20 protein-coding genes are annotated in these 26,977 nt (G+C 62.2%); 8 read left to right on the forward strand and 12 right to left on the reverse strand.

The genetic code is table 11. The features are described 5' to 3' along the window. Positions 1 to 37: 37 nt before the first annotated feature. The 6 genes from EV688_RS11920 to EV688_RS11945 all read right to left on the reverse strand — a co-directional run bounded on the left by EV688_RS11920 (position 38) and on the right by EV688_RS11945 (position 6,889). A complete protein-coding gene (locus tag EV688_RS11920; protein ID WP_117318503.1) occupies positions 38 to 958 on the reverse strand; it encodes an SDR family NAD(P)-dependent oxidoreductase in 921 nt (306 codons plus the stop codon). Positions 959 to 989: 31 nt separating this feature from the next. Then, positions 990 to 1,454 carry a MaoC family dehydratase gene (locus tag EV688_RS11925; RefSeq protein WP_117318501.1) on the reverse strand — a complete coding sequence of 155 codons (465 nt, stop codon included), beginning with the start codon at positions 1,452 to 1,454 and terminating at the stop codon, positions 990 to 992. A 72-nt stretch (positions 1,455 to 1,526) separates the two neighbouring features. After that, positions 1,527 to 2,777 (reverse strand): acyl-CoA dehydrogenase family protein, encoded by a 1,251-nt coding sequence (locus EV688_RS11930; RefSeq protein ID WP_117318499.1) that lies wholly within the window; start codon positions 2,775 to 2,777, stop codon positions 1,527 to 1,529. A gap of 5 nt (positions 2,778 to 2,782) precedes the next feature. Next, positions 2,783 to 4,546, reverse strand: coding sequence for a class I adenylate-forming enzyme family protein (locus EV688_RS11935; protein ID WP_117318497.1), 1,764 nt, complete (start codon positions 4,544 to 4,546; stop codon positions 2,783 to 2,785). After that, positions 4,546 to 5,682, reverse strand: coding sequence for an acyl-CoA dehydrogenase family protein (locus EV688_RS11940; RefSeq protein WP_117318495.1), 1,137 nt, complete (start codon positions 5,680 to 5,682; stop codon positions 4,546 to 4,548). Before EV688_RS11940 ends, EV688_RS11935 begins: the two co-directional genes overlap by 1 nt. A 25-nt stretch (positions 5,683 to 5,707) precedes the next feature. After that, positions 5,708 to 6,889 (reverse strand): acyl-CoA dehydrogenase family protein, encoded by a 1,182-nt coding sequence (locus EV688_RS11945; RefSeq protein WP_117318621.1) that lies wholly within the window; start codon positions 6,887 to 6,889, stop codon positions 5,708 to 5,710. Between the two features lie 157 nt (positions 6,890 to 7,046). Between EV688_RS11945 and EV688_RS11950 the strand changes: the two genes are divergently transcribed. After that, complete coding sequence (locus tag EV688_RS11950; RefSeq protein ID WP_117318493.1) at positions 7,047 to 7,517, forward strand: type III secretion system chaperone family protein; 471 nt, start codon at positions 7,047 to 7,049, stop codon at positions 7,515 to 7,517. Positions 7,518 to 7,521: 4 nt separating this feature from the next. On the opposite strand, the gene EV688_RS11955 is transcribed toward EV688_RS11950, so the two are convergent. After that, entirely contained in the window at positions 7,522 to 8,781 is a 1,260-nt protein-coding gene (locus EV688_RS11955) for an MFS transporter (protein WP_205686662.1), read from the reverse strand. Between the two features lie 148 nt (positions 8,782 to 8,929). Here EV688_RS11955 and EV688_RS11960 point away from each other — a divergent pair, with 148 nt between their 5' ends. From EV688_RS11960 to EV688_RS11975, 4 genes are all read left to right on the forward strand, one after another. After that, the gene (locus EV688_RS11960; RefSeq protein ID WP_117318489.1) at positions 8,930 to 9,610 is read left to right on the forward strand and encodes a YIP1 family protein; all 681 of its coding nucleotides are present in this window, start codon (positions 8,930 to 8,932) and stop codon (positions 9,608 to 9,610) included. Positions 9,611 to 9,865: 255 nt separating this feature from the next. Then, entirely contained in the window at positions 9,866 to 11,611 is a 1,746-nt protein-coding gene (locus EV688_RS11965; RefSeq protein ID WP_117318487.1) for a DUF5666 domain-containing protein, read from the forward strand. 105 nt (positions 11,612 to 11,716) lie between these two features. Next, positions 11,717 to 13,150: a tetratricopeptide repeat-containing sulfotransferase family protein gene (locus EV688_RS11970; RefSeq protein ID WP_117318485.1), complete on the forward strand. Its 1,434-nt coding sequence runs from the start codon at positions 11,717 to 11,719 to the stop codon at positions 13,148 to 13,150. After that, positions 13,122 to 14,300, forward strand: a complete 1,179-nt coding sequence (locus tag EV688_RS11975) for a PrnB family protein (protein ID WP_117318483.1) — start codon at positions 13,122 to 13,124, stop codon at positions 14,298 to 14,300. The genes EV688_RS11970 and EV688_RS11975 overlap by 29 nt, the downstream gene beginning before the upstream one ends. Here EV688_RS11975 and EV688_RS11980 read toward each other — a convergent pair. From EV688_RS11980 to EV688_RS11995, 4 genes are all read right to left on the reverse strand, one after another. Next, positions 14,278 to 15,282, reverse strand: a complete 1,005-nt coding sequence (locus tag EV688_RS11980) for a cytochrome-c peroxidase (protein WP_162883933.1) — start codon at positions 15,280 to 15,282, stop codon at positions 14,278 to 14,280. The genes EV688_RS11975 and EV688_RS11980 overlap by 23 nt on opposite strands. 66 nt (positions 15,283 to 15,348) lie before the next feature. After that, complete coding sequence (locus EV688_RS11985; protein ID WP_117318479.1) at positions 15,349 to 17,871, reverse strand: TonB-dependent receptor plug domain-containing protein; 2,523 nt, start codon at positions 17,869 to 17,871, stop codon at positions 15,349 to 15,351. A gap of 112 nt (positions 17,872 to 17,983) precedes the next feature. Continuing rightward, on the reverse strand, positions 17,984 to 20,704 hold the full coding sequence (locus EV688_RS11990; RefSeq protein WP_117318477.1) for a cation-translocating P-type ATPase: 2,721 nt from the start codon (positions 20,702 to 20,704) through the stop codon (positions 17,984 to 17,986). Continuing rightward, positions 20,694 to 21,284 (reverse strand): HdeD family acid-resistance protein, encoded by a 591-nt coding sequence (locus EV688_RS11995; RefSeq protein ID WP_117318475.1) that lies wholly within the window; start codon positions 21,282 to 21,284, stop codon positions 20,694 to 20,696. Before EV688_RS11995 ends, EV688_RS11990 begins: the two co-directional genes overlap by 11 nt. 248 nt (positions 21,285 to 21,532) lie before the next feature. On the opposite strand from EV688_RS11995, the gene EV688_RS12000 reads away from it, so the two are divergent. The 3 genes from EV688_RS12000 to EV688_RS12010 all read left to right on the forward strand — a co-directional run bounded on the left by EV688_RS12000 (position 21,533) and on the right by EV688_RS12010 (position 25,444). Further along, positions 21,533 to 22,093 carry an acyl-CoA thioesterase gene (locus tag EV688_RS12000; protein ID WP_117318619.1) on the forward strand — a complete coding sequence of 187 codons (561 nt, stop codon included), beginning with the start codon at positions 21,533 to 21,535 and terminating at the stop codon, positions 22,091 to 22,093. A gap of 124 nt (positions 22,094 to 22,217) precedes the next feature. Then, positions 22,218 to 23,756, forward strand: a complete 1,539-nt coding sequence (locus EV688_RS12005; protein ID WP_117318473.1) for a C69 family dipeptidase — start codon at positions 22,218 to 22,220, stop codon at positions 23,754 to 23,756. A gap of 2 nt (positions 23,757 to 23,758) precedes the next feature. Next, positions 23,759 to 25,444, forward strand: coding sequence for a tetratricopeptide repeat-containing sulfotransferase family protein (locus EV688_RS12010; protein ID WP_162883932.1), 1,686 nt, complete (start codon positions 23,759 to 23,761; stop codon positions 25,442 to 25,444). Positions 25,445 to 25,466: 22 nt separating this feature from the next. Here the strand turns inward: EV688_RS12010 and EV688_RS12015 are convergent, their stop codons facing one another. Then, positions 25,467 to 26,972, reverse strand: a complete 1,506-nt coding sequence (locus tag EV688_RS12015) for a C69 family dipeptidase (RefSeq protein ID WP_240624379.1) — start codon at positions 26,970 to 26,972, stop codon at positions 25,467 to 25,469. Between the last annotated feature and the right edge of the window lie 5 nt (positions 26,973 to 26,977).

Genomic DNA, 26,977 nt, shown 5'->3' on the forward strand with positions numbered 1-26,977 from the left:
GATGTTCTCCTTGTCGCGGCGCCATCGCCGGCGTGATTCAGTCCAGCTTGATGCCCAGACCCTCTGCGGCCTTGCCGATCATTTTCCCGGTCTGCTCAAAACCCGCCTTGAGGGCACGCTCGCCATCGCTTGCCGCAATGGCATCCCAGTGCGCCGCAATGCCCTCGGGCGTCTGCTCTTCGGGTGACAGCCACAGGCCATCGCTCTCGACAATCCGGGCCACGGCAAAGCTGCCGGCGCCAGCAGCCAGAATGGTGTGCGTGGGCGCGTCTTCGCTGACCAGGTAGAGTACGGCGGGCGTGACGGTTTCCGGGGTCAGCAGCTCAAAGGCCTTTTCCGGCATCAGGCCCTCGGTCATGCGCGTGCCTGCGGTCGGCGCCAGGGCGTTGACGCGGATGTTGTACTTGGCGCCCTCCTGAACGAGGGTGTTCATCAGCCCGACAACCCCCATTTTGGCAGCACCATAGTTGGTCTGCCCGAAGTTGCCGTAGAGACCGGACGACGATGTCGTCACGACAATGCGGCCATATTCCTGCTCCTTCATGATGTCCCAGACGGCCTTGGTGCAGTAGACCGTGCCCATGAGGTGCACATCGACCACCAGCCGGAAATCCTCCATGCTGCCCTTGCTGAAGCTCTTGTCGCGCAGGATTCCGGCGTTGTTGACCAGAATGTCGATACGGCCCCACTGGTCCATGGCCTGGGCCACCATGGCCTTCACTTCCTCTTCCTTCGCCACGTTGGCGCCGTTGGCGATCGCCTCACCGCCGGCGGCCTCGATCTCGGCGACGACAGCATGCGCTGCGTCACTCGAACCGCCGGTGCCGTCCTTGCTGCTGCCAAGGTCATTGACCACGACCTTCGCACCGCGCTTCGCCAGCTCGATGGCGTGGCAGCGCCCCAGGCCCTGGCCGGCACCGGTCACGATAGCCACTTTACCGTCATATCGAATCGTCATTCCTGCTTCCTCTTGTTCGTTGATGCCTGCTTCAGGCGCATACCACCATGGACAGCCATTCTGCCGCCAGGGCCGGCGTCTCCTCGCCCTCAATCTCCACCGTCACGCTCGACTTGATCAGGAAGCGATTGTCATCCTTCTGCGTGACATCGAGAATTTCGGAATGCACGCGCACGCGCTTGCCCGCGCGCACCGGCGCGAGAAAACGCACTTTGTCGAAGCCGTAGTTGATACCCATCACCATGTTCTCGGGGAACACGCCCTCTTCCTCGCTCATCTTGACCAGCATAGACAGCGTGAGGAAGCCGTGGGCAATCGTGCCCCCGAAGGGGGTCTGCGCCGCGCGCTCCTCGTCGATGTGAATGAACTGGTGGTCCTCCGTGCAGTCGGCAAAGGCATTGATGCGTGCCTGGTCTATGGTGACCCAGGGGCCGGGCGGAAACTTCACGCCCTTCTGCTTCAGCATGTCAGCCTTGGGCACTGTCGTTACTGCCATTGTCGTTATCTCCGTGTTGTCATAAAGGGTTCGCCTCAGGTCCGGACCTTGGCCGGGCCACCGGGACTGGCGTCAGCCATCCCGGAATGTGGCGTTGACGTCCTGTTGTCCAGCGTATTTTTTCAGCTCGTTGCGGCCCACAACCATACGGTGCACGGCATCCGGACCATCGGCGAGGCGCAGCGTGCGCTGCGCCATGTACATACCCGCCAGCGGTGTATCCTGGGAAACGCCGAGTCCGCCAAACATCTGTATCGCCTCGTCGACAATGCGGATGGTGACGTTGGGCACGACGGTCTTGATCATGGAGATCCACACCCTTGCCTCGCGCGGGTCGACGTTGTCCATCATCCAGGCCGCCTTGAGCGTCAGCAGACGCGCCTGCTCGATATCCATGCGCGCATTGGCAACGATGTCAATGTTGCCGCCGAGACGGGCCAGCGGCTTGCCGAAGGCCACCCGTGTCGTCGCGCGCTCGCACATGAGCCGGAGGGCCTTTTCCGCCGCGCCCAGGGCACGCATGCAGTGATGTATGCGTCCCGGCCCCAGGCGGCCCTGGGAAATCTCGAAGCCGCGGCCGGCACCGAGAATGATGTTGTCCTTAGGCACCCGCGCGTTATTGAAGCGCAGGTGCATATGGCCGTGCGGTGCGTCATCCATCGAGAACACCTGCATTGGCCGGATGATCTCAACACCGGGATTGTCCAGAGGCACGAGGATCTGCGACTGCTGCTGGTGCTTCGGCGCCTCCGGATCCGTCTTGACCATGACGATCATGATCCTGCAGCGCGGGTCACCGGCGCCGGAGATCCAGTGCTTCTCGCCGTTGATTACCCACTCGTCGCCCTCCAGAACTGCGCTGGTGCTGATGTTGGTCGCGTCGGAGGAGGCAACGCCCGGCTCGGTCATGGCGTAGGCCGAACGGATTTCACCCGCCAACAGCGGCTCAAGCCACTCAGCCTTCTGCGCCTCGCTGCCGTATTTGTGCAACACTTCCATATTGCCGGTGTCCGGCGCCGCACAATTGAACACCTCCGCCGCGATGTGCGACTTGCCCATCTCCTCGGCGAGGTAGGCGTACTCTACCGTCGTCAGGCCAGAACCGTGCTCTCCGTCCGTCAGGAAGAAGTTCCACAGACCCTGTGCCCGGGCCTCGCGCTTGAGTCCCTCCATGATCTCGATCTGACGATCAGTGAACTGCCATCGGTCCCCCACCGCGATTTGCGCCATGTATTCCGCCTCGACCGGCTCAATGTGCTCGCTGATGAATTGCTTTACCCGCTCGAGCAGCGGCGCCACTTTCTCTGAAATGCCAAGATCCATCGTTGTTACTCCTGGGTTGTTCCGTTTGTCAGGTGGGTCGGCTTCGGGGACGCCGATGAGGCACCGGCCGCAAGCAGGTCGGAATACCGGGATTTCAGCTCCCGCTTGAAGATCTTCCCCGACGCGATTCGTGGCAGTGGCTCATGGGTGAACCACACATGTCCGGGCAGCTTGAAAGCCGCCAGATGACCGTGGAGATGTTCGTGCAGGGCGGCCGGGTCAAGTACGCTGTTGGGCTGCAGCACAATGACAGCTCCCACTGCCTCGCCCAGACGTTCGTCGGGCAGACCGAAAACGGCAACCTCGAACACCGCCGGGTGCCGATAGATCGCCGCCTCGACCTCGAGACAGCTGATGTTCTCCCCCCCGCGGATGATGATTTCTTTCTTGCGATCGACGATGTAAAGAAAGCCGCTGTCGTCGAGATAGCCAATGTCGCCGGTGTGAAACCAGCCGTTGCGGAAGGCCTCAGCGCTTGCCTCGGGTCGATTCCAGTAGCCGCGGCAGTTGGCCGGTGAGCGGATGCACACCTCGCCGTGCTCACCCGCAGCCAGCTGTCGCTGCGAATCATCGAGGATGGCAATATCGGTCACGGCAGGCACCGTCCGCCCGGTGCTGTGGGGATTGGCCAGGTAGAAGGCACCGCTGTTCACCGCGCCCAGCGCGTTGGTCTCGGTCAGACCGTAGCCGATGCCGGGGGATGACTTGCGAAAGGCGTCCTGGATCTTGCCCACCTGGTCCGGAGGCCGCGCTGCACCGCCGGCGAAAATCTCCGTCAGCGAGGAAAGATCGCGGCTCGATTTTCGCGCCGCCGCCTGCAACTCCGCCGACATGGTTGGCACACCGGTAAACCAGGTCACCTTTTCCACCTCGATCAGGCGCAGCGCTTCCTCGACATCCCACTTGTACATGATGACCAGCTTGCGGCCGGTAATCAGGGACAGCAGAAAGGCTGAGTGGCTGGCAGTGCAATGGAACAGGGGAATGGTCAGCAGGCCGCAGGCCGGTAGCGATGGCGCGTCTTTCGCCGACGGCGACAGCGTCTTGGTGACCGTACCCATGAGTATCCAGCTGTAGAGTGCCGACAGAATACCGCGGTGTGAGGACAGCGCGCCTTTGGGGTGGCCGGTAGAGCCCGAGGTATACATGATGGTGGCGTAGTCGTCCGGCGCTACCGCAATCTCGGGCATTGCCGCACCGGCGCGAGCGGCGACAACATCGGCAAACGGGGTGGCCGTGACCTCGAGCCCGCTGCAGTCATCAATCCCGATCAGGCGCAGCGCCAGCGGCTGCACCAGCGGCGCCAGTCGCCCGACACGGACCCGGTCAGCCACCACAAGACGTGCGCCGCTGTCGCGAAGTCCGTAGTCGAGTTCCTCCGTCGTCCACCAGGCGTTCATTGGCACAGCCACCGCACCGATCGACAGCACGGCCATGAAGCTGATCATCCACTGCGGATTGTTGCGGCTGAGGATTGCCACGCGATCGCCGGGCGCAACGCCGTAATCCTCACGCAGCGCCGTCGCCAGCGCTGCCGACTGTGACCAGGCCTGCGCATAGGTCAGCCGCTCGCCCTGGTAGACAGCGAACTCTTTCTCGGCATGACGCCGCATGAGCTGGAAATACTGCCCCATATTGACAGGCATTGCAGCGTAATTACGATACTCGACGCCATCCACTTCGGCGGTATTCAGTGCGAAGGGCTGCCCGGGCGCCGTCAGACGGGCGACCTCTTCCTCGAAGGCGACCAGCTGCGGATGCAGTGGCATCAGAAACCGCTCAGGCGCGCGAAGCGGTCGAGGTGATAGTTGTAGTCACCGAACTGGTGTTGAAGCACCCGTGCACGCTTGATGAAAAAGCCGATCTCGTGCTCGTCCGTCATGCCAATGCCGCCGTGCATCTGTATTCCTTCATTGGTCGAGAGCGTCGCCACCTCGCACAGCTTGGCCTTGGCCGCGCTCGCCAGCAGGGGAAGCTCCGGATCTTCCGCGTCGATCGCCTGCAGCGCCTGCAGCACAATGGAGCGCGAGAGCTCAAGCTCGGCGAACAGGTGCGCGGCGCGATGCTGCAGACCCTGGAAGGATCCGATGACCCTGCCGAACTGCTTGCGCTCGCCCAGGTAGGCAACGGTGCGCTCGAACGCCTCCGTGGCCAGCCCGAGCAGCATCGCCGACAGGCCGATCGAGGCAATGTCCAGTGTGCGCGACAGCCCCGGCCAGGCGGCTCCGATATCGCCAATGACGTTGTCGCTGTCAACGTGTACGTCATGCAGCGTCAGCACGCCGACGTTACGCGAATCGACCAGGTGGCGACGCTCCACATGCACACCCGGCGCGCCGGCCTCGACCAGGAAAGCGCTCAGACCGTGCTCAGCGCCGGGCCGCCCCTCGCTGCGCGCAATCACGATAAAGGCATCGGCGACATGGGCATCCGTCACCAGGCACTTGCTGCCTTCCAGGATGACATGTTCACCGTGCCGAGTGGCACGCAGGGCCGTGCGCAGTGGCGCATGATGGGCGTTCTCCTGCAGTGCCAGCGTCAGAATCTTCTCGCCGCTGGCGATTGCCGGCAGCCAATGTTCTTTCTGTGCCTCGGTGCCAAGCTCCGCAAGCGCCGTGGCAGCCACCAGGACACTCGACTCCAGGGGCGACGCACTGAGATTGCGCCCCGCCTGCTCCAGCACCAGACCGAGGCCGGTGTAGCCATAGCCCAGCCCGCCGTAGGCTTCCGGGATGGCAATTCCCGCCCAGCCCATGTCGGCCATATCCCGCCACACTGCGGGGTCGAATCCGGTCTCATCGTCACTATCGCGCAGCTTGCGCAGGTGTGACACCGTTGCCCGGTCCGCGAGAAAGCCCGCGGCGGCATCCTTGAGCATTACCTGATCTTCATTCAATACCAGCATGTCTTTTCTCCGCTGATCGCCGGACTCACGCGTCCGGCAGGCCAAGTACGCGCTTGGCGACAATGTTCAGCTGCACCTCGCTGGTACCGCCCTCAATGGAATTGCCCTTGGAGCGCAGCCAGCTGCGCGCCGCCTCGCCACCGCGATAGACATCACCTTCCCAGCCCAGGGCGTTCTCACCGCCCACGGCAACGTTCAGCTCGTTTCGACGCTTGTTCAGTTCGGTGCCGTAATACTTGAAAATTGACGACGCAGCGCCGAGACCCTGGCCGGCCTTCACTTCATCGCCGACCCGGGCCATGGTGGCGGCGAAGCAGCGCGCGTCGAGCTGGTACTGGGCAATGGACTGGCGCAGCGCGCTGTTGTCGAGGCGACCCTCTGCATCCGTACCGACGGTTTCGAGTGCCGTTTTACCGGGCGAGGGACCACTGCTCGCGCCGAAGCCGGAAATCATTTCCCGCTCATGGGTCAGCAGGTATTTCGCGATCGCCCAGCCCTTGCCCTCATCGCCGACGCGATTTTTCTTTTCCGCGCGGACGTTGTCGAAAAAGGTCTCACAGAAGGGAGAGGAACCGCTGATCAGGCGAATCGGGCGGGTGGTCACACCCGGCGACGCCATGTCGAAGAGCACAAAACTGATGCCCTCGTGCTTGGACCCACTGTTGTCGGTGCGCACGAGGCAGAATATCCAGTCTGCCTTGTTGGCGTAGGAGGTCCAGACCTTCTGGCCGTTGATCGTGTAGTGATCGCCGTGGTCCTCGGCGCGGGTCTGAAGGCTGGCGAGGTCCGAGCCGGCATTCGGCTCGGAATAGCCCTGGCACCAGCGGATTTCGCCACGACAGATCGGCGGCAGGTGTTCCTGCTTCTGCTCCTCATTGCCGAACTTGAGAAGCGCCGGTCCCAGCATCGAGATCCCGAAACTGTCCAGTGGACGCCGCGCGCCGATACGGGCCATCTCCTCCCGAAGCACACGCTGTTCCTCCGCATCCAGGCCACCGCCACCGTACTCCCGTGGCCAGTGAGGTACGGTCCAGCCGCGCCCGGCCATACGCTCACACCAGAGCTGCTGATCGGGGTGGGCTACCTCGGGGTTGCGCCCACCCATGTAGTAGTCTTCAAAGCTTTGCACAGGCTCGCGCATGGTCGGCGGGCAGTTGTGTTCAAGCCACTCGCGCGCCTCGGCGCGGAATTGCGTCAGGTCGGTCACGGCAATGCCTCTTTTCACGTTCTTCCACAATTTTGAACATACAGTATGTTTTGCTGTCGCTCAAGTATTCCCCGGTGGCGACACACAGCCCGCTCTCGAAACACCGGCATGGATTGCAGTATGATGCAGGCCCATGCACTTCGCACCGGCGACCCCCATGACAGGCCTGAAGAAACCCGATCGCAAGCAGCTGGAAGCATGGCTTGCCGACTCCCACGTGACCTTCGATCACTGCGGTGATTGCGAGGGCCTGCACCTCGCGGCCCTGCAGTCTGTGGACGGCGTGATAGACAGCCGGATCTTCCTTGAGCACTGGGGCATCCTGTTCACCACGGAACTGGAGATACGCCCCATGGCCATGCTGGCTGTCTGCGCCGATCTGGGCCGGCTCAACATGAATTACCCGACGCTGAAGGTGTTCCTCGATATCGTTGACGATGCAACACCGCAGCTGGTGATCGCGGGCACGCTGCCGATGGGGGCGGGTCTCAGCGAGGCCCAGTGTGCTCACTTTGTGTCCACGACCATGGAAGGAACCCGCGAGCTCGCGGCCGAATGCCTGGCACTGGACTACCTGTTCCCGGAGGGAAAGAGCGAGCGAGCGCCGCCGAGCCGCGCATTGCACTGACGGGTCATCCAGGGGGCCACGCGTCGCGGCGCTCTGTCTGCATCAGCCAGCGCCGCTTGCGCGCGAGCAACAGCGTCGCCAGCAGGCCGAACAGACCAAACCCCAGCAGTGATGGGGCGAAACCGAAGGCGTCCGCCAGCGCGCCAAGAATGAACGCGCCGACAGCGGGCGTGCCCATCGCCAGCACTGTCCAAAGACTGAGCACGCGGCCGCGGAAGCTGTCGTCCACACGCAACTGCGCCAGCGCCTGACAACCTGTGCCTACCATCGTTGTGATCATGCCGACCGCCATCACCAGCAAGCCCACTGCCACCGTTCCCGGCAGGACGTAGATCAGCATCAGTGCCAGTGACCCCACCACCAGGCTCCCGATCACAATGGACAGCAGTTGGGTCTCATTGCCGCTTTGCCGGGAAATAATGAGACCGCCGACAATCGACCCCACGCCCGCGCAGGCGGTCAGAATGGCAAGTGTGGATGCGTCGCCGCGCAGGAGCTTGCCCGACAGCGCCGGCAGCAGCTCGATCGCCGTGCGTCCGAGCATGCCGTTGATCAGCGTGAATGCGAGGATCAGACGGATACCCCGGTGCTGCCTCGCGTAGCGCAGTCCCGCTGCGAGTTCAACGCCCATGGAACGCGAAGCACTGGCATGCGCCGCCTTCCCGACACGCAGGGAGAGCATGACCGGCAGCGTCGCGAGAAAAAGCAGGCTGGACGCCAGAAACGCCCAACCCACTGAAACCACGGCAAGCAGACCCGCACCCGCCGCTGGACCGACAATTCTTGAGGTATTGAAGACAATCGCCGAATAACCAATGGCGCTGGGCAGCGCATCGCGGGTGACCAGCCTTGGAATCAATGCCAGGCGAATCGGTGTGTGCGCTGCCGTGGCTGCCCCAAGCAGCACTGCGAGACAGAGCAACACCGACAGGGAAAACAGGCCAAGCGCCAGTGTCAGCGCCGTGCCCGCGGCAATTGCCGCCTGACAGGTCAGCGTGACGAGCAGCCCGTTGCGTGGATTGATCCTGTCGGAAACGATGCCGAATATCGGCGATAGAACAAAGGTGGGCAGAAGCATGAGGCTGGCGACCACACCCACCCAGAACGCGGATTCAGTCAGGTCCCAGGCGCTCCAACCCAGCAGGAAACGCAGGAGCCAGCCGGCGAATGTGGAAAAACAGCTGGAGACGAAGTAACGTCGGTACAGCGGCTCAGCAAACGCAGAACGGTGCCGGGATGACTCGCTGGCGTCCGGAGCGATCAATGCAGTACCTGAAACCCATCCTGAAAGGGAACGGGACATTACCGGCAATGACGGCAGGGCGCAAACCGTAGCCAGGCCAGATGCCGAGACACCCCGCGGCGAGGGCACCATCAGTGCCGACGCTATCTGACGATACAAGGAGACCCGCATGACTGACAACACAGCCTTCAATCCTGACGCGATTATTCGCAAGGTCAGATGGGTGATCACCGATCCCGGCGGTTATTTCCGACAAATGCCACGCAGCGGCGGTTTCGTGGAGCCCATGGTGTTCATTGCGATCATGGCCGCCGTGCTTGGTGTTATCTCCGCCGTATGGGCCTTGTTCGGGGCTACCACGGGAGTCGTGGCCGGTGGTTTTTTTGCCGCGCTTATCATTACGCCGATCGCCGCGGTGATCGGCGCCTTTATCGGCGCCGCCATCCTGTTCGTGATCTGGAAGCTCATGGGCTCGGGTGAAAACTACGAGACGGCCTTCCGCTGCCAGTCCTCGGTGGCCGCCATCTATCCTGTCGTCGGCATCGTTTCCATCATTCCTTATGTCGGCAACATTCTTGCCATTGCCTGGGGCGCTTTCCTCATGATCGAGGCCAGCGTTCAGGTCCATGGACGCTCGCGCAAACTCGCCACCACCGTATTCGGCATACTCGCCGTGCTGCTGATCCTGTCCAATACGGCAGGTGAACGCGCGTCGCGGCAGATGGCCGAGCGAATGGAAAACATGGGCTCGGAGTTCGAGGGTTACGAAGAGATGTCGCCAGAGGAAGCAGGCCGCAAGATGGGTGAATTCCTGCGAGGCATGGAGGAGGCACAGAAGAAAAACAACTGACCCTGCCGCATGGGCGGGGCAGTCCGCTCCCACCCTCCCGACCATCCGGGATCAGCTGGCTGATCCCGGCTCCGCCTCCAGCGCAAGACGACACAAACCGCAAACCCTGCCGGCCCCGGTGGCAAATCGGCAGGTGGTCACTCTTGACAGCGACCTTAATTGGGATTATTTTCCCATTCTGAGAATCGCGCGTTCATTGCACACCCGTGATGACATTCGTTAGAGAAGCCCGGCAGGGCCATCAGGAGATGAACCATGAAAACGACAAGCACCGGTAAACCCGTCATGACCGCCAGCGCCCTTGCACTGGTCCTGACTGCCTGCGGAGGCGGCGGTGGCGGTGGCGGCTTTGTCGGCAACACGGCCACGGAGTCGGTCACCGGTGGTGGCAGCACCAGCAGCGTCGGCCAGAGCACCACAGGCACCATTGACGGCTTCGGCAGCATTTTCGTGAACGGTGTCAGGTTTGAGACCGATGACGCCGAGGTGCTCATCGACGGCGAGAGCCGCGGCGAGGACGCGCTCAGTGTGGGCATGGTCGTTACCGTGCAGGGTGAGATCAATGACGACGGTGTCAGCGGCACCGCACAACGCATTCTTTACGACGACGAGCTGACCGGACCGGTTACCAGTATTGAGTACAGCCCGGACGGCGATGCACTGCTCATGCGCGTTCTCGGGTTCGCCGTGATCGTCGAGCGCAACGGCACGCGCTTTGACGACACGACCTTTGACACCCTTGCCGTGGATGACGTGGTGGAAGTCTCCGGCTTTATCGGCCAGGGCAACCGGCTGCGCGCGACACGGATCGAACGCAAATCGCGCTTCCAGCCCGGCCGCACAGAAGTGGAACTGAAAGGCCGGGTGCGAAACCTCACCGCCACCACCTTCACCCTCGGCGAGCTCACCGTGGACTACAGCAATGCAGAGCTGGACGATATCGACAGCGGCGGGCTCGAGGACGGGCTGCTTGTGGCAGTTGAAGGCACGTTGAATGGCAGCACCATTACGGCCAGTGAGGTGGAAGGCGAGGATGAGCCCAACCGCGGCGGGCGTTTTGCCGAGGGCGAAGCGGTGCGTCTTCACGGCAGTGTGTCCCGCTACGTGAGCAACGCCGATTTTCGACTCAACGGCACACCGGTGGATGCGTCATCGGCAGGTTTCAGTCCCGCCGACCTCACGCTCTTCAACGGCGCCGTAGTGCAGATAAACGGCACCTGGAATGGCAATGTGCTGGTCGCAGACGCAGTCGAGGCCCGCCGCGGGAGAATCAAGCTTGAAGCCAGCGTGGATGATGTCGATGCCGGCGCCGGTGAAATCAGTCTGCGGCTGTTCTCCGGCACAGTCGACGTTCTGGTAGACGCTCGCACCCGATTCGATGATGAAACCGACCAGGTCAGGCGTATGACCCTGGCCGATGTTCGCAGCGGTGACTTTCTTGAAATCGAGGCTTACCTGTTGGGAGATCGACTGATTGCCACGCTGGTGGACCGGGATGACCCCGACGATGACGTGATCAGGGCACCCGTTGAATCCTTCGTGGCAAATTCGGAAATCACGCTTCTTGGCATCACCTATCAGATCGGCGATACCGACTACGAAGATGCGGATGACAACACGGTGGATGCCGACAGCTTTTTCAGTCTCCTCCAGATCGGTGATCTGGTTGAAATTGAAGACAAGGAAGACGCCGACGGCGTGGCCGATGACATCGAGCTCGAAGACCGGCTCCGGCTGGAGGGGACTCGGGAGTTCGGCTGTGGCTTCGAGGATGACAGCAGCAGCTGCGATGATTCAGTCTTCGATGACGAATCATCGGACGACACCTCCGGGGATGACGATCTCGACGAGAGCGACTCGCTGGACGATGTCACCGACGATGATTCCCTGGACGATGACGTGACCGGTGACGACCTCTCCGAGGACGACATCGACGATGCAACAACAGACGAGACTGATGGCGACACAACGGATGAGGAAGAGGCCGACGACGGGATCTGACCCATCCGCCTTCCGGGTCTTAGCAACGGGGCCCGGGATGCCGCGACCCGCTCGGAGTGTGCTAACGTGCGTCGTTATTCACTCATCGGCGGCACTTGATCGGGCATGACAGCGGCGGGTCAAAAAGACGGGGACCGGGCAGCGCTGGAGGCCCTGCAGGCAGATATCCAGCAGAAGCGCTTCGCTTCTGCCCTGGAGCGCAGCCGTGAAATCCTTGAGGATGACACTGATGCGGGACCTGCAGTCTGGGCGCTATGCGGCAAGGCACTGGAGGGGCTTCAGCGCAATGACAACGCGCTGTCCATCTACCTTCAGGGCCTTGAGAAATACCGCGACAATGCGCGCCTGCATCTGTACGCCGGACATGCCCTGACCCGTGCGGGTGAGTCACGACAGGCCGTTCATCACTTCCATCAGGCTCTCAGGATCAGTCCCTCGCTGCTGGATGCCTACCGGGGGTTGCTGAACTTCGAGGCCGTGCACCCGGACAGCCGGGACACCGCGCGCATTCTCTCGGTAGCGTTGAACGAGTCCCGCAACGAGATGGATCGTGCACGTGCCTGCTTCCTGCTGGGTCAGATTTCCGTGGATGCCGGTCGCGACGATGTCGGCTTTACCTTTTATCGCCGTGCCAACCACCTTGTCGGCAATGGCTTCAGTGCCCGGCAGCGACAGTTCATGGTCCCGGCCTCCACGCTGGCGATCAACCGACAGCATTTCCGTGGCCCGGAGGGCAGAAAGCTCCCCGGCGAGAGCTGTCCGGCCATTATCATCGCGGGACTGCCGCGCTCCGGGAAAAGCCTCGTGGAATCGCTGCTGGCAGCGGATGTCCGCATTCTGCCCGGGGGCGAGCTGGCGTTTGTTCGCCGCTTTGTGTCCGACCTCGACACCTCAAAGAATATTGCCGATCTTGCTGAGGACCTTCGCCGCAGGGCCACGCAGAGTCCGCATGGCTCGCCGCTCGCGCGCCGCTACCTCGATTATGCACATCGCGCACGGCCCGATCACCCGCCGCGTTATGTCACGGACACCTCACCGGCCAATCTGCGACGCATTGGCTACCTGTCACTACTGCACCCCGATGTACCGATTGTCTTTTGTCGGCGGAATCCACTGGACCTGGCTGTCGCCCTGTATTTCAAGCATTTCAAGACCGGCCACGGCTACAGCTACAGCCTGGGGACGATAGGCAGGGCTATTGCCAGATCAGAAAGGCTAATGGCGCACTGGCTGCGTGAATTACCCAACCCGATGGCCACGGTGCATTACGAATCGCTCACCAGGGATCCCACCGGAGCGCTGCAGGCACTTGCCCGGGATCTTGAACTCGATATCCATGTCGGCCATCCGGCAGCACCTGATGGCCCTTCTGCAACGCCGGAATCCGAATGGCGTCTTTTCACCTCACGCTCAATCGATTCCCACGGCAGCATCCGGCCCGACCTGATAGGCTTTGGCGCTCGCTTCCAGCGGCAGATGCAGGCCGCGATGACTGCGTACAAGGAGGACTATGCAAACGCCCCTCGCATCGAAGTTTGACCACTGGATACGCCAGGACTTCCGCGACATGAATACCGCGCTGGAGGAGCTGTACTTCGCCCAGGAGAATCGGGACAACCTGGAAGGGGTCGGCGACGGCATCAAGCAGCAGCTGGTTACCGAGGGTCGGGACTACATTGCGCAATTGCTCAGGGAGGGGAACACCGATGAGGGCTTTGACCACGGCTTCGAGCTGCTGGGCAACGTGGGGTTCTACATGGCAGCGTGCCGGCGCCACGGCATCACCGACCCGGCACGCGAAACCCGATCCCCATTGAGAGAAGCCTCCGCACTGGCCATGCAGCTGGGGGCCTCACTGGGCGCTGTTCCTCGCTTCGCCTCGAGCCACCTGGAAACGCACAACCGGGCCGTCAATGGCGTCTACAAGACCTTCACGGCACTCAACGACGAGCGCATTTTCATTGACTACAATACGCGCGGCGTTTTCGGCTACATTCGCACCGCCGAGGCGCTACTGCACTCTCTGCCGCTGGGTGTGTCCCACCCGGTCACCCTCGACCTGCTGCGGGTTGCCCGGGCAGCCCTGGAGGACGTCTTTGCCTCCAACCAGGAGCTGTTCACCGCGCTTGATATGCAGCGTTTCTTCTTCTGCATCCGGCCCTATTACAAGCCACATCGGGTCGGTCTGCGCGAGTACCGCGGGGCGAACGCCGGCGACTTTGCGGGCATCAACGTGATCGATCTCCTGCTCGGCCTGTGCCGCGCCGACGACCCCTATTATTCCCAGCTGCTTGTGGACAAGTTTCTGTTCATGCGGCCCGAGGACCAACTGCTGCTTCGCGACTGCATGCGGCGCAAAAGCCTGCTGAACAGCTTCCTGGAGGAAGCCGAGGAGCACGCCGGGGAAGACTGGTTCCAGACCAACGTGTCTGCATTCCTTGAGGTATGCGAGGCACATGGCAGGGTTGCTGTTCAACACCATGAACTACTGGTCGAGAAGTATATCGTGCAGCCGGCGTCGGACGCTGGCCTCGAGGACAAGGCAGATCTCAGTGCCAGCGGGCCGCCGCTGCCTGTATTACTCAAGGGCCTGAAGACACTGTGCGATCTGCGCTCCGCGGCACCGCGGGATGACATCCCGTCCCGCTATCGGGATATCGGGCGACTCAAGGCTTGTGTCCACCGATAAACGCCTTCGGTGGCGCAAAGTGCGGGGGCACCTCACCCGTCAGGGACGTCAGAAAACTCACGATCTCCCCTGTAGCGCCGTCGTCAGGATCTCGCCCGAGCTGGACCCGTGACATGACGCGAACTGCCTGCGCCAGCGTCGGCACCGAGGCATCGTGGAAATAGGGCGCCGTCTCTGCGACGTTGCGCAATGAGGCAACCCGGAAGACATCGCGGTCCGCGTCGCGGCCGCTGACCTCCATCACGCCGTGATGCGGCTCGTCGGAGCCCGTATGCGCCCAGTAATCCGCCATCAGGCCAAACTTCTGCAGTGACTGGCCGCCCAGTAGTTCTCCGTTGTGGCAACCGGCGCAGCCCACATCCATGAAACGCCTGAGACCCGATTTCTGTGTTTGCGTCATCGCGGCATCGTCGCCCGTCAGCCACGCATCGAAGGGGGCCGGCGTTCGCAGGGTGCGCTGGTAGGCTTCCAGCGCCTCGCCGTAATGATCGACGGCCAGCGGCTCATCGGCATCGGGAAAAGCCGCTGCGAACCGCGAGCGGTAACCGTGCTCGATCAGCGACGCCAGGATATCCTCCCGCTGATCAAAACCCATCGAGCCAGTAATGGAACCCAGCGCCTGCGCCTTTCCGGACGGACGGTCAGCCAGCCAGCGCAAGCCCGCACCCGCTGTCTGCGTATTGAAGACGGTCATTGAGTGAAAGCCGGTCCGGCCGCCGCGGGCAGTTGTGGAGCGAGCACGCCGATCCGAGCCATGGTCCTCGATCAGATGGCAGCTGGCGCAGGCGGTGTCGCCACTTGAGGACAGGCGGGGGTCCCAGAACAGGGCTCGCCCAAGGGTTGCCTGCGGAGCATGGCGCTCTTCAGGAGTCACCTCCGGGATGGCAATAAAGTGGGTTCTGGCCCGTTCCCGCAATGTTACGTCGGCCCGCGCAATCTCTATCGGCCTTACGAGAACGGCACAGACTGCCAGCAGGAGCAACCGGCGCCAACACGGCATCAACAGCCGGATTGACGACGGTGCCCAACCACTTTTCGTCGCCATCAACTAGAACTGAACTGCCACACGTCCATACAGGAAGCGCCCGTTAAAGCCGAACGGCGAAAAACCCGAGTAGGGAAAAATGCGATCAAAGGTCGTGGGCGTCAGTCCCGCCGCCAGGTCGTTGGACACCGTATCATCGGGATAGACGTCGAAAAGATTGTTCGCACCCACGGCTGCAGATATGTTGCGGGTGAAGGAATACGCCACCTCGAGATCGGTGATCCACTGTGCATCCAGCTTTTCATCGAACTCCGCGGACGTGCCCGGGTCGAGTGTCTCACCGAAGCGGGTGAAGCGAAGGTCTACCGTCAGATCGTCGTAATACCACGCCCCCCCCAGGTTGATCTTGTCTTCCGGACCTCCATCCTCGAAACGCGTGACTTCACGGCGGGCAAACAGGTTGTCCTCGGTAACGCCAACCTGCGCCAGCTCTTCGGGCGGCGGCAGTACGCGAGTCACTTCGTTATCGGTGTAGTTATAACCGCCGTTCAGACGCAGCGACCCCCACTCCCCCAGCTCAAGGTTGTAGGTGGCGACAACATCAAAGCCGCTGGTCTCACTATCAATGCCGTTCAGGAAAAAGCGGGCGCGGTTGGCACCTGTACCTGCCAGCAGTTGTTCTATCCCCGGACCGGAAAGGTTCTCGGACAGAACAATGCGGTCATCTATCTCAATGTAAAAGTAGTCTGCGGTCACGGAGAGCCCGTCCAGTGGCTGCCACGAGAAGCCACCCGAGAAGGATATACTGGTCTCTTCCTCCAGGCCCGGTGAGCCAAGCGCCCTGGCGACATCACTGTCAGGGCGAAAGGTGCCGGTTTCCGTCGGCACGGCGTCAACGAAAACCGTGGCGATAGAGGTAAAAGATTGCTGCGCCAGTGATGGTGCGCGAAACCCGGTCGATGTGGATGCCCGCAGGGCAAAGCCCTCCACAATCTCATAACGCGTGGCGAACTTACCGTTGAAGGTTGAGCCGAAGTCCGAATAGTCCTCAAACCGGCCGGCAACCGCCACGTTCCAGCGCGAGGTCACGTCGGCATCAATATCGAGATACAGACTGATGTTATCGCGACTGGCATCGACCTCCGACTCGGGAGTGAAGCCCGGAAACACCTGGGACCCGGCAGCGCGATCTTCAAACTCACCGAGTTGATAACTACCGGGCTCTCCGGCCTCTATCTTGTAGGTGTCATCCCTGTACTCAACACCGAAAGCGACGTTGACCGGGCGACCGCCAAGGTCCAGGAGCTTCGACGCACCCGCATTGAACACCAGGTGCTCATTGATCAAGGTACCGGCGAAGAACTGCGTGGGACTGCTCGGGCCGAAAGAGGCATTCAGCGTGTTCTTGATCGTATAGTCCAGCTCATTGCCACCGACCAGCAATGAAGCGTCCAGGTCCCAGCCATTCCAGTCACCGCGTACACCGGCGGCCACGCTGTAATCCGTGATATCGGTAGTGATGAGCGGCAGGAAGCCATCCGGGTAGATTTCTGTCCAGTTGCGGCTGTCCTGGGCGCGGCGATAAAAGCCCGCACTCTCGCCCTGACGCTCACCGTAACTGCCGAAGCTGTAAAGCTCCCAGTCATCGTTCAACGGCACGCCGGCGTTGTAGAACAGCGCGATATCCTCGACATCCGCATTGCCAAAGCGGTGATTGATGCGATCAAAATCCAGTTCCCTGGGATCGGCACTACCATCCGGAAGGCTCGCGTAATTGTTTCGCGGGTCAAAGCCGCTGCGATTGGTGGGATCGCGATCACGGAATTCACCGGCGACGTTGAGAAAGCCACCGTCACCGAGCTCAACGCCGCCGTTCAGTCGGACGGTCAGTGTATCGCCGTCATTGACATTCCGATCACCACCCTGCGTCAACTGCAGGGCGCCATCAGGCCCGATCGCGGCGCTTCCCAGCCCCGGCGTACCATCCATTTCGCTGTCGTATTCGCCATAGGTGACCGACGCGCCGAAGCCGCTAGAGGCATCCTTGAGAACGATGTTGATAACGCCGGCGATGGCGTCGGACCCGTATTGCGCCGCGGCACCGTCTCTCAACACTTCAATACGCTTGATGGCATTGGCGGGAATCATGTTCATATCCACGGCAGAGGACCCGCGCCCCACAGAGCCGTTCAGGTTCAGCAACGCAGAGGCATGCCGACGCTTTCCATTCACCAGAACCAGCGTGTGATCGGGGGCCAGGCCGCGCAGCGTTGCCGGGCGCACGTGATCGGTGCCGTCAGTGACGGAGGGCAGCGGAAAATTGAAGCTGGGCAGAAGGCGGTTCAGCAACTGGTTGGTTTCAGTGATACCGGTGGACATCAACATGTCCTCGGAGATCACGTCAATCGGCACAGCGCTCTCGAGAATTGAGCGATCAGAGCGCCGGGTCCCCGTGACAACCACCTCCTCGACCATCGCCTCGGCACCCGGCTCCTGCGCGCTAGCCGTTGCGGCGCAAAGTGCAGCGGTAATGCCGGCCATGGCCGCGGCCAGTGGTCGTCTTGCAAAGTTATCCTGTCGCATCATTCTGTCCCCGTATGTCGTGTCGCTCATCGATTCGTCGTTGTTGTTGTTATCCGTTTGTTCCCAGAACGTAGATAATCGAACACGGTGGGACAATGGCGAATCCTGTGAACAATTACCTTTGCCCTCCCGATGCAGATTTCTTGCCGTGTCTGTGTGGCCGCCGGCGCCACCACTTCGCCGCCTCGTCGAGCGCGAGGAGAGACAGGGCAACAGCGAGCAAAAGACTCCACAGTGACAGGGAAACCGGCTCCACTGCGAGCACGTCCCGCAGCACAGGCATATACATCGCCCCGATATGCACACCCTGCGCGAGAATCACCGCCAGGATCAACAGCCGGTTGGCGGCAAAGGGAACCTGCAACACGGAGCGGGTTTCTGAGCGACAGCTGAAGGTATGCACATTCTCGAACAGCACCATCAGCAGCAGCACCAGGTTACGGGCCTCAAATTCGCCAATACCGAAGAACTCAAACATCACGAAAAACAGCAGGAACGCCATGCTCCCCATGTAACCGCCCGAAATAAGGGTCTGTCGGATCATGCGCTGGTTGAAAATGCGTTCCCGGACGGGACGTGGCTTGCGCTTAAGAGCCCCGGGCTCCACGCCCTCTGAGGCCAGTGCAACGTCCTGAATCCCGTTGGTGACAAGATTCAGCCAGAGCAGCTGTATCGCGGTGAGCGGCAGCGGCAGTCCGGCGAAAAGCGCAAGAAAGAACAGCAGGACCTCGGCAACGCCGGTTGACAGCAGCAGCCAGGTCACCTTGCGGACATTGTCATAAGCACAACGACCCTGCTCAATGCCATCGACAAGTGACGCAAAATTATCATCGCCGAGGATCAGCGAGGCGGCCCGGCGCGCCACGTCGGTGCCCCCGCGACCCATGGCAACGCCAATATGCGCCGTCTTCAGTGCTGGGGCGTCATTGACGCCATCCCCGGTGACCGCAACGAGCTCCCCGGCATCCTGCAGCAGCTCAACGATCTGCGTTTTCTGCGACGGCTCAACCCGGGCGAATACCGGCGCGGCGCGAACACGCGCGGCGAGTGACTCGGGTTCATCTTCAAGTTCGCGCAGCGCAGCGCCGGTCAGCGCCTCCGACGCCTCATCTGCCATACCCAGTTCGCGGGCGATCGCCAGTCCCGTGGCAGGATGATCGCCGGTGATCATCCGGATCTGTACGCCTGCCTCGCGGCAGCGCTTTACCGCCTCGGGCACCTCTTCCCGGATCGGATCGATCAGTGCCGCAAAACCCACGAACCCGAGTCCGGCAAGGTCATCCGCACCGTAATCGTTGGCTGTGTCTGATACGCGCCCAGTGGCGACGGCAAGCACGCGATATCCTTCCTGCGCGAGGCACTCCTCGCGTTTAAGCAGCGCCTCCTGGTCGACCTCTGCACACATCGGAAGGACCGCTTCCGCAGCGCCCTTGACGTGCGCCACCACGGCATTATCGACCTCATTGAAGGTTGCGGCGAAGCGCCGCTCGGAACTGAAGGGCAGACTGGCGACCTCCGGGTAACGCTCGAGCATTCGCCCACGCTCTTCGTTGGTCTTGGCGCCCAGCACGAGAAAGGCCAGATCGACGCTATCGCCCTCGCTTGCCGCTGGCTCACCCGCCTTGTCAAAGCGGATACACGCGTCGTTGCACAGCATGCCGGCACGTACCAGGTGCGCTATGGCAGCTGCGCATTCATCATGTGGCTCGCTGTCATCACGATGTATGCGACCGTCAGGCCTGTATCCCTCGCCGGAGACGTCCCATTGCTCGCCACTGGCGAGTTCCAGGCGCTGTATGGTGAGCTGGTTTTCCGTCAGCGTTCCTGTCTTGTCGCTGGCGATCAGCGTACAGGACCCGAGTCCCTCAACGGCGGCTAACTGACGCACAATCACATTGCACCGCGCCATCCGCCGGGTCGCAAGCGCCATCGCCACAGTGATGGCGATAGGCAGGCCCGCAGGAATGGCCGACACCGCGAGGGCCACGCCGAGAAAGAATATCTGTTCGGGTGTCTCACCACGCAGGAACTGGGTGATACTCAACAGAACAACGGCAAACAGCACGAAAAGCGCAATCTGCCGGGTGAGACGGCGCAGCTTCAGCACCAGCGGCGGTGCCTGCGACTCACCGTGCGCCAGGGACTCGGCGATCTGTCCGACCTCGGTGTCCTTGCCAATACGACAGACAATGCCCCGGGCGTTGCCGCTCATGACGGTGCTGCCGGCGAAAGCCATCGTGGTGCGCTCGTTGACCACGGCGCCTTCTTTCACCTCGTCGTCTGCGTTCTTGGCTACCGGCGTGGATTCGCCGGTCAGCGGCGCCTCGTCCACCTCAAGGTCCTGGCTGGAAAGCAGGCGCAGGTCCGCCGGCACAGCGTCGCCCTGTGCAAGCTCCACGATATCACCGGGCACCAGCCCTGTGGCATCCACCCGCTCCTCGCGCCCGGCTCTCACTGCCCGGGTGCGCACCCGGATCATGTCCTGGAGGGCCGCTGCGCTCGCCTCGGCGCGGCCTTCCTGAAGGGCACCGATCCCCGCATTGATCAGCAACACCGCAGCAATGAATGTCGCGTTGGCGAGGTTATCAAGCGCCAGCGAGACTGCGGCAGCGATGAGCAGAATGTAGACCAGCGGATCCTTGAACTGACGCAGAAAAATGCGTAGCGCGCCCGCACGATTCTCCTCGGGAAGTGCGTTCGCACCCCAGGAAGCCTGACGCCTCTCTACCTCGTCGAGGGCAAGTCCGTCGGTGTCACTGTCCAGCCTGTCGAGCGCCTCGCGGCCGGTCAGGGCGTGCCAGGCCTCTTCAGTAGGGGCGTTTCGATCATGCGCCATGCTGCTCGCTGCGTACGGTCAACGCGAGTGACGTCAGCAGTGTTCCGTTGAAGAGTATCTCGATCGCCACGAACAGCCCGATGACCCAGAGCCCGGTTGCCGGCCAGCCCACAACGATCAGACCGGCCAGCGCCACATTGACGAGCCCGGTAAACGCTGCCAGCTTCCAGCGCCAGCCGCGACGCTGCCACTGCCATGCGTGATAAAGACGAAAGACGCCGATGGCCAGCAGGAATGACGCGAGCAGCAGAGTCAGGGACAACGAGCCGCTCAGTGGATCCCACAGGAGAAGACCACTGAATATGAGGTAGATCACGGCGACCAGAAGGTGCAGGCCACGGCCTCCCCAGCTTTCCTCACCTGCGGCGAAGCCGTGCCAGAGCTGCAGCAGACCGGCCGCGAGAACCAACGCGCCGAAAACGATAACGCTTGCCATCGTCAGCGCAAACGTAAAAAAGAGTCCTGTGATGCCGAATGCAATCATGGCAATGCCAAGAGCAAGCAACCAGCCCCATTTTACCGGGAGTTCCACCGATTCTTCGATAAGGGTTGCGCCGGGTTCGATGTGTCTGTCAGTCATGACTTCTCCTTCGCGCCGGTGACGCTGTCTGCGGAATCCGAGGCCGGCATGAAAGACGGGGGAGCACGAGTGGGCCACGCGGCAAATTCGATGTCCTCCGGGGAGCCGGCTGTTCAGGTTCTGTACGGATTACCCACTCTACCAGACCATACTCATCCTGATCGATGTCGGCCAGTACAGCGGTGCAAAAGCGCGGCGTGTGCGCTATCTTCAGGTCTTTCGAGCCGGACGAAGAGGTGGATTCGCCGATGGAAGGACAAGCCGTCAGCTACTCGAAGACCGTCATTACCGAACTGATGATCCCCTCCTATGCGAATTTCGGGGGCAAGATACATGGCGGCACTCTTCTCTCGCTCATGGACAAGGTGGCCTATGCCTGCGCCAGCAAGCACGCGCGCGCCTATTGCGTTACTGTCGCCGTCGGCGGCGTGAACTTCCTGCAGCCGGTCGAAGTGGGAGAGCTCGTGTCCATGCTTGCCTCTGTCAATTACGTCGGCAGAACATCGCTGGTGGTGGGCATCAAGGTGATTGCAGAAAATGTCCAGACCGGTGTCGTCAAGCATACCAACACCTCGTATTTTACCCTCGTTGCCAAGGACGATAGCGGCAAACTGATCGAGGTGCCGCCACTCATTCTGGAATCCGAGGAGGATGTACGGCGCTTCCACTCCGCCGGTCGCCGTCATCGCCTGCGCTCCGAGCTTTTCCGGGCGATGGAGGTGCACAGGGAGGAGTTCAAGCTCAACGAGCAGGTGCGCGCCGACCTCGCCGACGAACGCTGTATTATCCGTCTTGATAACAATGAGTAAGGCTGTGGACTGAAAGAGCGCCGGGCCACCCCGGCAAGCCCGCCCTGAAAGCCAGGCCCTCACCCGGAATCATCGGATAGCGTAGAATTGGAGCTGCAAAGCCTTTGTTTTCGGAGCCAGTACCTTGACCAGATTCATTACCTGCACGTTTATCCTGTTACTGACGAGTATCGCCCCCGATGTGGACGCCAGCTATGGCTACTATGTCGGCAAGAACCTCACGGCCGACGGCAGCGTGCTGCTCGGCGGCACCGGCGAGGAGCCCTCCAGTCACTGGCTGGAGATTGTCCCCCGCCAGATGCACCCGGCCAATGCAACGATTACCGTCGGCGCCACGGCGTCTGCCTCGCTGCCTGCCCGGCTCATCGAGATTCCACAGGTGCGGGAAACCTTCCGCTACATCACGATGAACTACACCAGCTATGCCGGCTTTCCGGCGCCGATAACCAATGGCGGTCTCAACGAGCACCAGGTCGCGATTCGCGACATCTGGTCGCCCTCACGGGATGAGCTGGTGGCAATGACACCCAGCGACCAGACGGGCCCCAACTACAGCGATCTTGCCCGCATAGCGCTGGAGCGCGCGGAAACAGCGCGGCAGGCCGTGGAAATCATCGGCGCACTGATCGACGAGTTCGGCTACACCACCTACGGCGGCAACTCCCACCTGATCGCCGATGCGAACGAAGGCTGGGTCGTTCTGGAGTTCGCCGGCGGGCAGGGTCTCTGGGTCGCAGAGCGGCTGGGCGCGAATGATGTCCGGGTCAGCTATCCCGGATACATCGGGGACGTTCCTGCAGACTACCTCAGTCGTGATGACTGGATGGGGTCGCCAAACCTGATTGCTTTCGCCATCGAGCAGGGCTGGTACGATCCGGACCCGGCACAGCCCTTCAACGTCGACAAGGTCTATGGTCTGGGCGGCACCATGCGTCACCCGGGCACCAAGTACGTCTCGCCGCAGGTGCTAGAGGAGGAGTTCCGGGCCATGGCCCCGGTGACACCGGAGGCGATGATGGCCATGGTTCGCGACCCACGGATTGCCGATGACCACGCGGGTTACGGCCAGGTCGCCCAGCTGCGCGATGATCTTCCCCACCCGGACCTGGCACTGCTCTGGGTCGCCCCTACGGGTTCGGTCACCGCACCGTTCCTGCCGTGGTGGATCGGTACGCGGGATGTCCCCGCGGAGTACGGCCAGCATCGCTACCTCACTGAGGGTTCAGGGCCGAACTTTATCAACCCCGACTTCCAGCTGCGCGAGGCGACCGAGTTCGCGGGCCGCGTTTTCAAGCGTCTGATGTACTATACCTGCGCGTATCCGGAAGAGCTCCTCGAGCGTGTCCAGGGCACACTGCAGGCATTCGAAGACAACACTCGCTCCGCTCTGCCGCACATCGAACGTGCCGCCGCCCTCGCTTATGCCGCCGGTGAACCGGCCGCCGCGCAGGCGCTGCTCACCCGAGAGAGCCATGCCCGCGCCGCCGAAGCGCTGTCCATTGGCCGCGATCTGGTGGCCGGCATCGGCACCGAGGTGCGGCTTCGCCATGGCATTCCGGGGGTGCCGAATGCGGGCGATATCAACGAGGGCGGACCCGCCGTCAGCTGCCTGGTCGGCGCAGATCCCGACCGATTACCCGCAGATCGGGCCGGGAAGCGATGAGCATGCCCGAGTCCCTCGATCCCCGCTTGCGCAATGGTGTTGGACAGCATCGCAGGGGTGATGTCGCGGCGGCAGCAAGGATCTACAAGGCTATCCTCGACCGGGAACCGGAACACTGGCAGGCGCTGCATTACCTGGGTCTCGCGCGGCTGCAGCAGGGCCAGCTCAAGGAGGCCGACAGCCTGTTGTCACGCTCTGTCAGCATCGAGCCGCGTAACGCCAATGCCTGGAGCGATCTGGGCAGTGTCAGGGTGAAGGCCGATGCACCACAGGAGGCTCTGGCTCCCTTCTCAAAAGCGCTCGAACTGTCACCTGAGCATCCCGATGCGCTGAATAACATGGCCCGGGCGCTGCGGCTGCTGAGCCGCTTCGACCAGGCGCGACCACTGCTGGAGCGGCTGGTAGCGCTGCAGCCGGGACAGCCTGGGCCCCTGCGGGCACTTGCCGATGTGCAGACGAAAAGCGGCGATGTCGTGTCGGCGATAGACACCTTTCAGGAAGCCCTGAAAATCGACCCGGACGATCCGCGCATCCGCCTGGGCCTGGGTGATGCCTGCGAGTCTGCGGGGCGCTTTCGACAGGCGCGGATGCAATACCTTTCCATTCTGCGCCGGGAACCGGAGAGTCCGCTGGCCCTGTCCCGACTGCTGCAGATGCGCGAGGGTGAAGTGGAGCCGGAGTGGGTCCAGACAGCGCAGCGACTGGCAGAGAGTACCGCCACGCCAGAGGACGGCCGCATTCGACTGAATATTGCCCTTGGCTATCATGCGGATCGCGCCGGCGAGTACCGCACGGCCTTTCGCCATTTGCGGCGCGGCTACGACGCTCAGGCAGCGCGCGCACCCTTCGACAGCGACGGCTACAGGCGCGCGATTGACCGGCTGATCGACACCCTGGACCACGCGTTCTTCGCGGAAGCCACGGATTCGGGGCTCGACTCGCAGCGCCCGGTCTTCGTCGTCGGCATGCCCCGCTCCGGAACCACGCTCACCGAGCAGATCCTCGCCAGCCATTCCCGGGTCGCCGCCGGCGGTGAGATGTCGATGCTGCTGAAAGTGAGCTACCAGATCGCCGAACTGTCCCGCTCCGGCAAACCCTACCCGGAGGGCCTGCTAACGACCGGACGTGTCTCGCTACGACGCATGGGCCGGCGCTACCTCGAGGCGCTGGAAAAGGTGTCAGAGAGCGCCGACCGGGTCACCGACAAGCTGCCATTCAATTTCATGCACCTGGGCGTGATAGCCCTGCTGTTCCCGGGCGCAAAGGTGATTCACTGCCGCCGCCATCCGCTGGACAACTGCCTGTCCTGTTACTTCACCAGCTTCGCCGACCAGATCCACTTCGCCAATCGGCTCGACACACTGGGACACTACTATCTCGACTATCACCGACTGATGCAGCACTGGCACGACGTACTGCCGATCGAGATTCTGGATCTGCCGTATGAGAGCATGGTGGAGGACACCGAGGGTCAGGTCCGGAAACTTCTGGACCATTGCGGCCTCGCATGGGAAGACGCCTGCCTCGACTTTCATCGCACGGAACGAGGGGTGCGCACCCCCAGCCGGTGGCAGGTGCGACAGCCGATCTACCGAGGCTCAGTGCAGCGCTGGCGCCATTACGAGGAAGAGCTGGAGCCACTGCGGAAAATCCTGTCCCCCATTCTGCCCGTCGGGGACGCGGCCTGAGTCACATCCCAGGCCGCGTCGGTCATTCAACCCGGCAATTCACGTAGGGACCGTAGCGTGTACCCATCTCGCGGGCATCCGCCGGAACTTCCGTCCCCTCGAGGAGCCTGTGGCGGGCTTCGATGCTGCCAAGCAGAGCGTCACCCAGCGCCAGCGCGGCCCGCGCACGGGCTGACGAATAATCGTCGATCACCGCCCGCGCCATCGCCGGTTCCCCGGCGTTGAACAGCACCAGTGAGCGGGACTCAATCGCGCCAGCCTGCTCGATGCTCTGGTCCTCGAAGGCGGTCAGCGCCTCGGTGACCTCGGGCAGGAATCTGGCCGGCGCGTCACAGGTGTAGTACATCAGCCGCTTGAACAGGCGTCCCGCAAATCGCGAGGCTTCCTGCACCGCGAAGTCCGGCCGCACGAAGGTCGATGCCTGCCCCTTGGTCAGATAACGGTGCTTGCCGAACTCCGGCAGCACCTCGGAACCCGCAATCCAGTAGGGGACGAAGGGTGCCGTCACGGAACCCGTGGGCGCCACCCAGAGCATTTTCAGCTCCGGGTGTGGATCCTGCTGCCGGATATGTGCCACCTGGCCATAGCCCGCGGCATCCGAGGAAATCAGCGGATCGCGCACCGCATTCATCATCTGCCGCAGGGTAACACCGCCTTCCATTGCCTGCTGACGCAGCCGCGCCTCGATGATGCGTACGCCTTCGGAGCGGCCTTCACCGTTACCGTAAACCGCGTTGGCGTCGAAGGGCTCACCGGAATCAGGGTCCCACCAGCCCTGATCCACGGCAAAGGAGATGAAGTTCGCCGACCCCATCCATCCCTCGCGCTCCCGAAAGTCTACCGGCACTTCATGGATGTAGCCTGGGTACGACATCCGCACCTCGTCGGAACCCAGGCGCTGTGCAATCCACAGCCCCTGACCACCGGCAAAGTTCAGCACCACCCAGCCCTCGTTCGCATCCGCGAACAGGTGCGAGTTACCGCCGTAGGTGGAATAGCCGTATTCGTCCATCAACCCGCCGATAATCGTCACCGCCTCACGGGCACTGGTAGCGCGCTCCATGGCGATGCGGGAGAGGTCCGAGTAATTGGGACCCCTCTGGGGCTCCGGCGTCATCGCCGCCAGCTCGGGTCGCGAGGGTGCCCAGATGTCCCGAGCGGCCACCCCGTGCTCGTTCAGTCCACCATTGGTCAGCGGCGGTGGAAATCCTTCGTAATCGGTGTAGTTCATCGTGATGTATTTCGCCGTCTGTGGGACCTGCGGTATCTCGATGAACTCACCGGGGTAGGTGGCGCGCCCGTCAACGCCGACGGAAATGGTTGCCCCTTCAGGATGCGTGCCGGCCGGGACGATCTCCAGCCAGTGGCTGGAGACCTCTTCGCCGGTTCCGCCGAGCAGCACGCTGCCGTCGGCAGTGAGGCCACTACCGACGTAGATGCCGTAGCTGGCTAGCGCCGGTGCCGCGAAGGCCAGCGTAAGCGCGAGGCCGCAGCCAGCACGCAGAATCCGCTGCATATCACTATCCATGCCCA

This window comes from Chromatocurvus halotolerans (assembly GCF_004340525.1).
Classification (GTDB): Bacteria; Pseudomonadota; Gammaproteobacteria; order Pseudomonadales; family Halieaceae; genus Chromatocurvus; species Chromatocurvus halotolerans.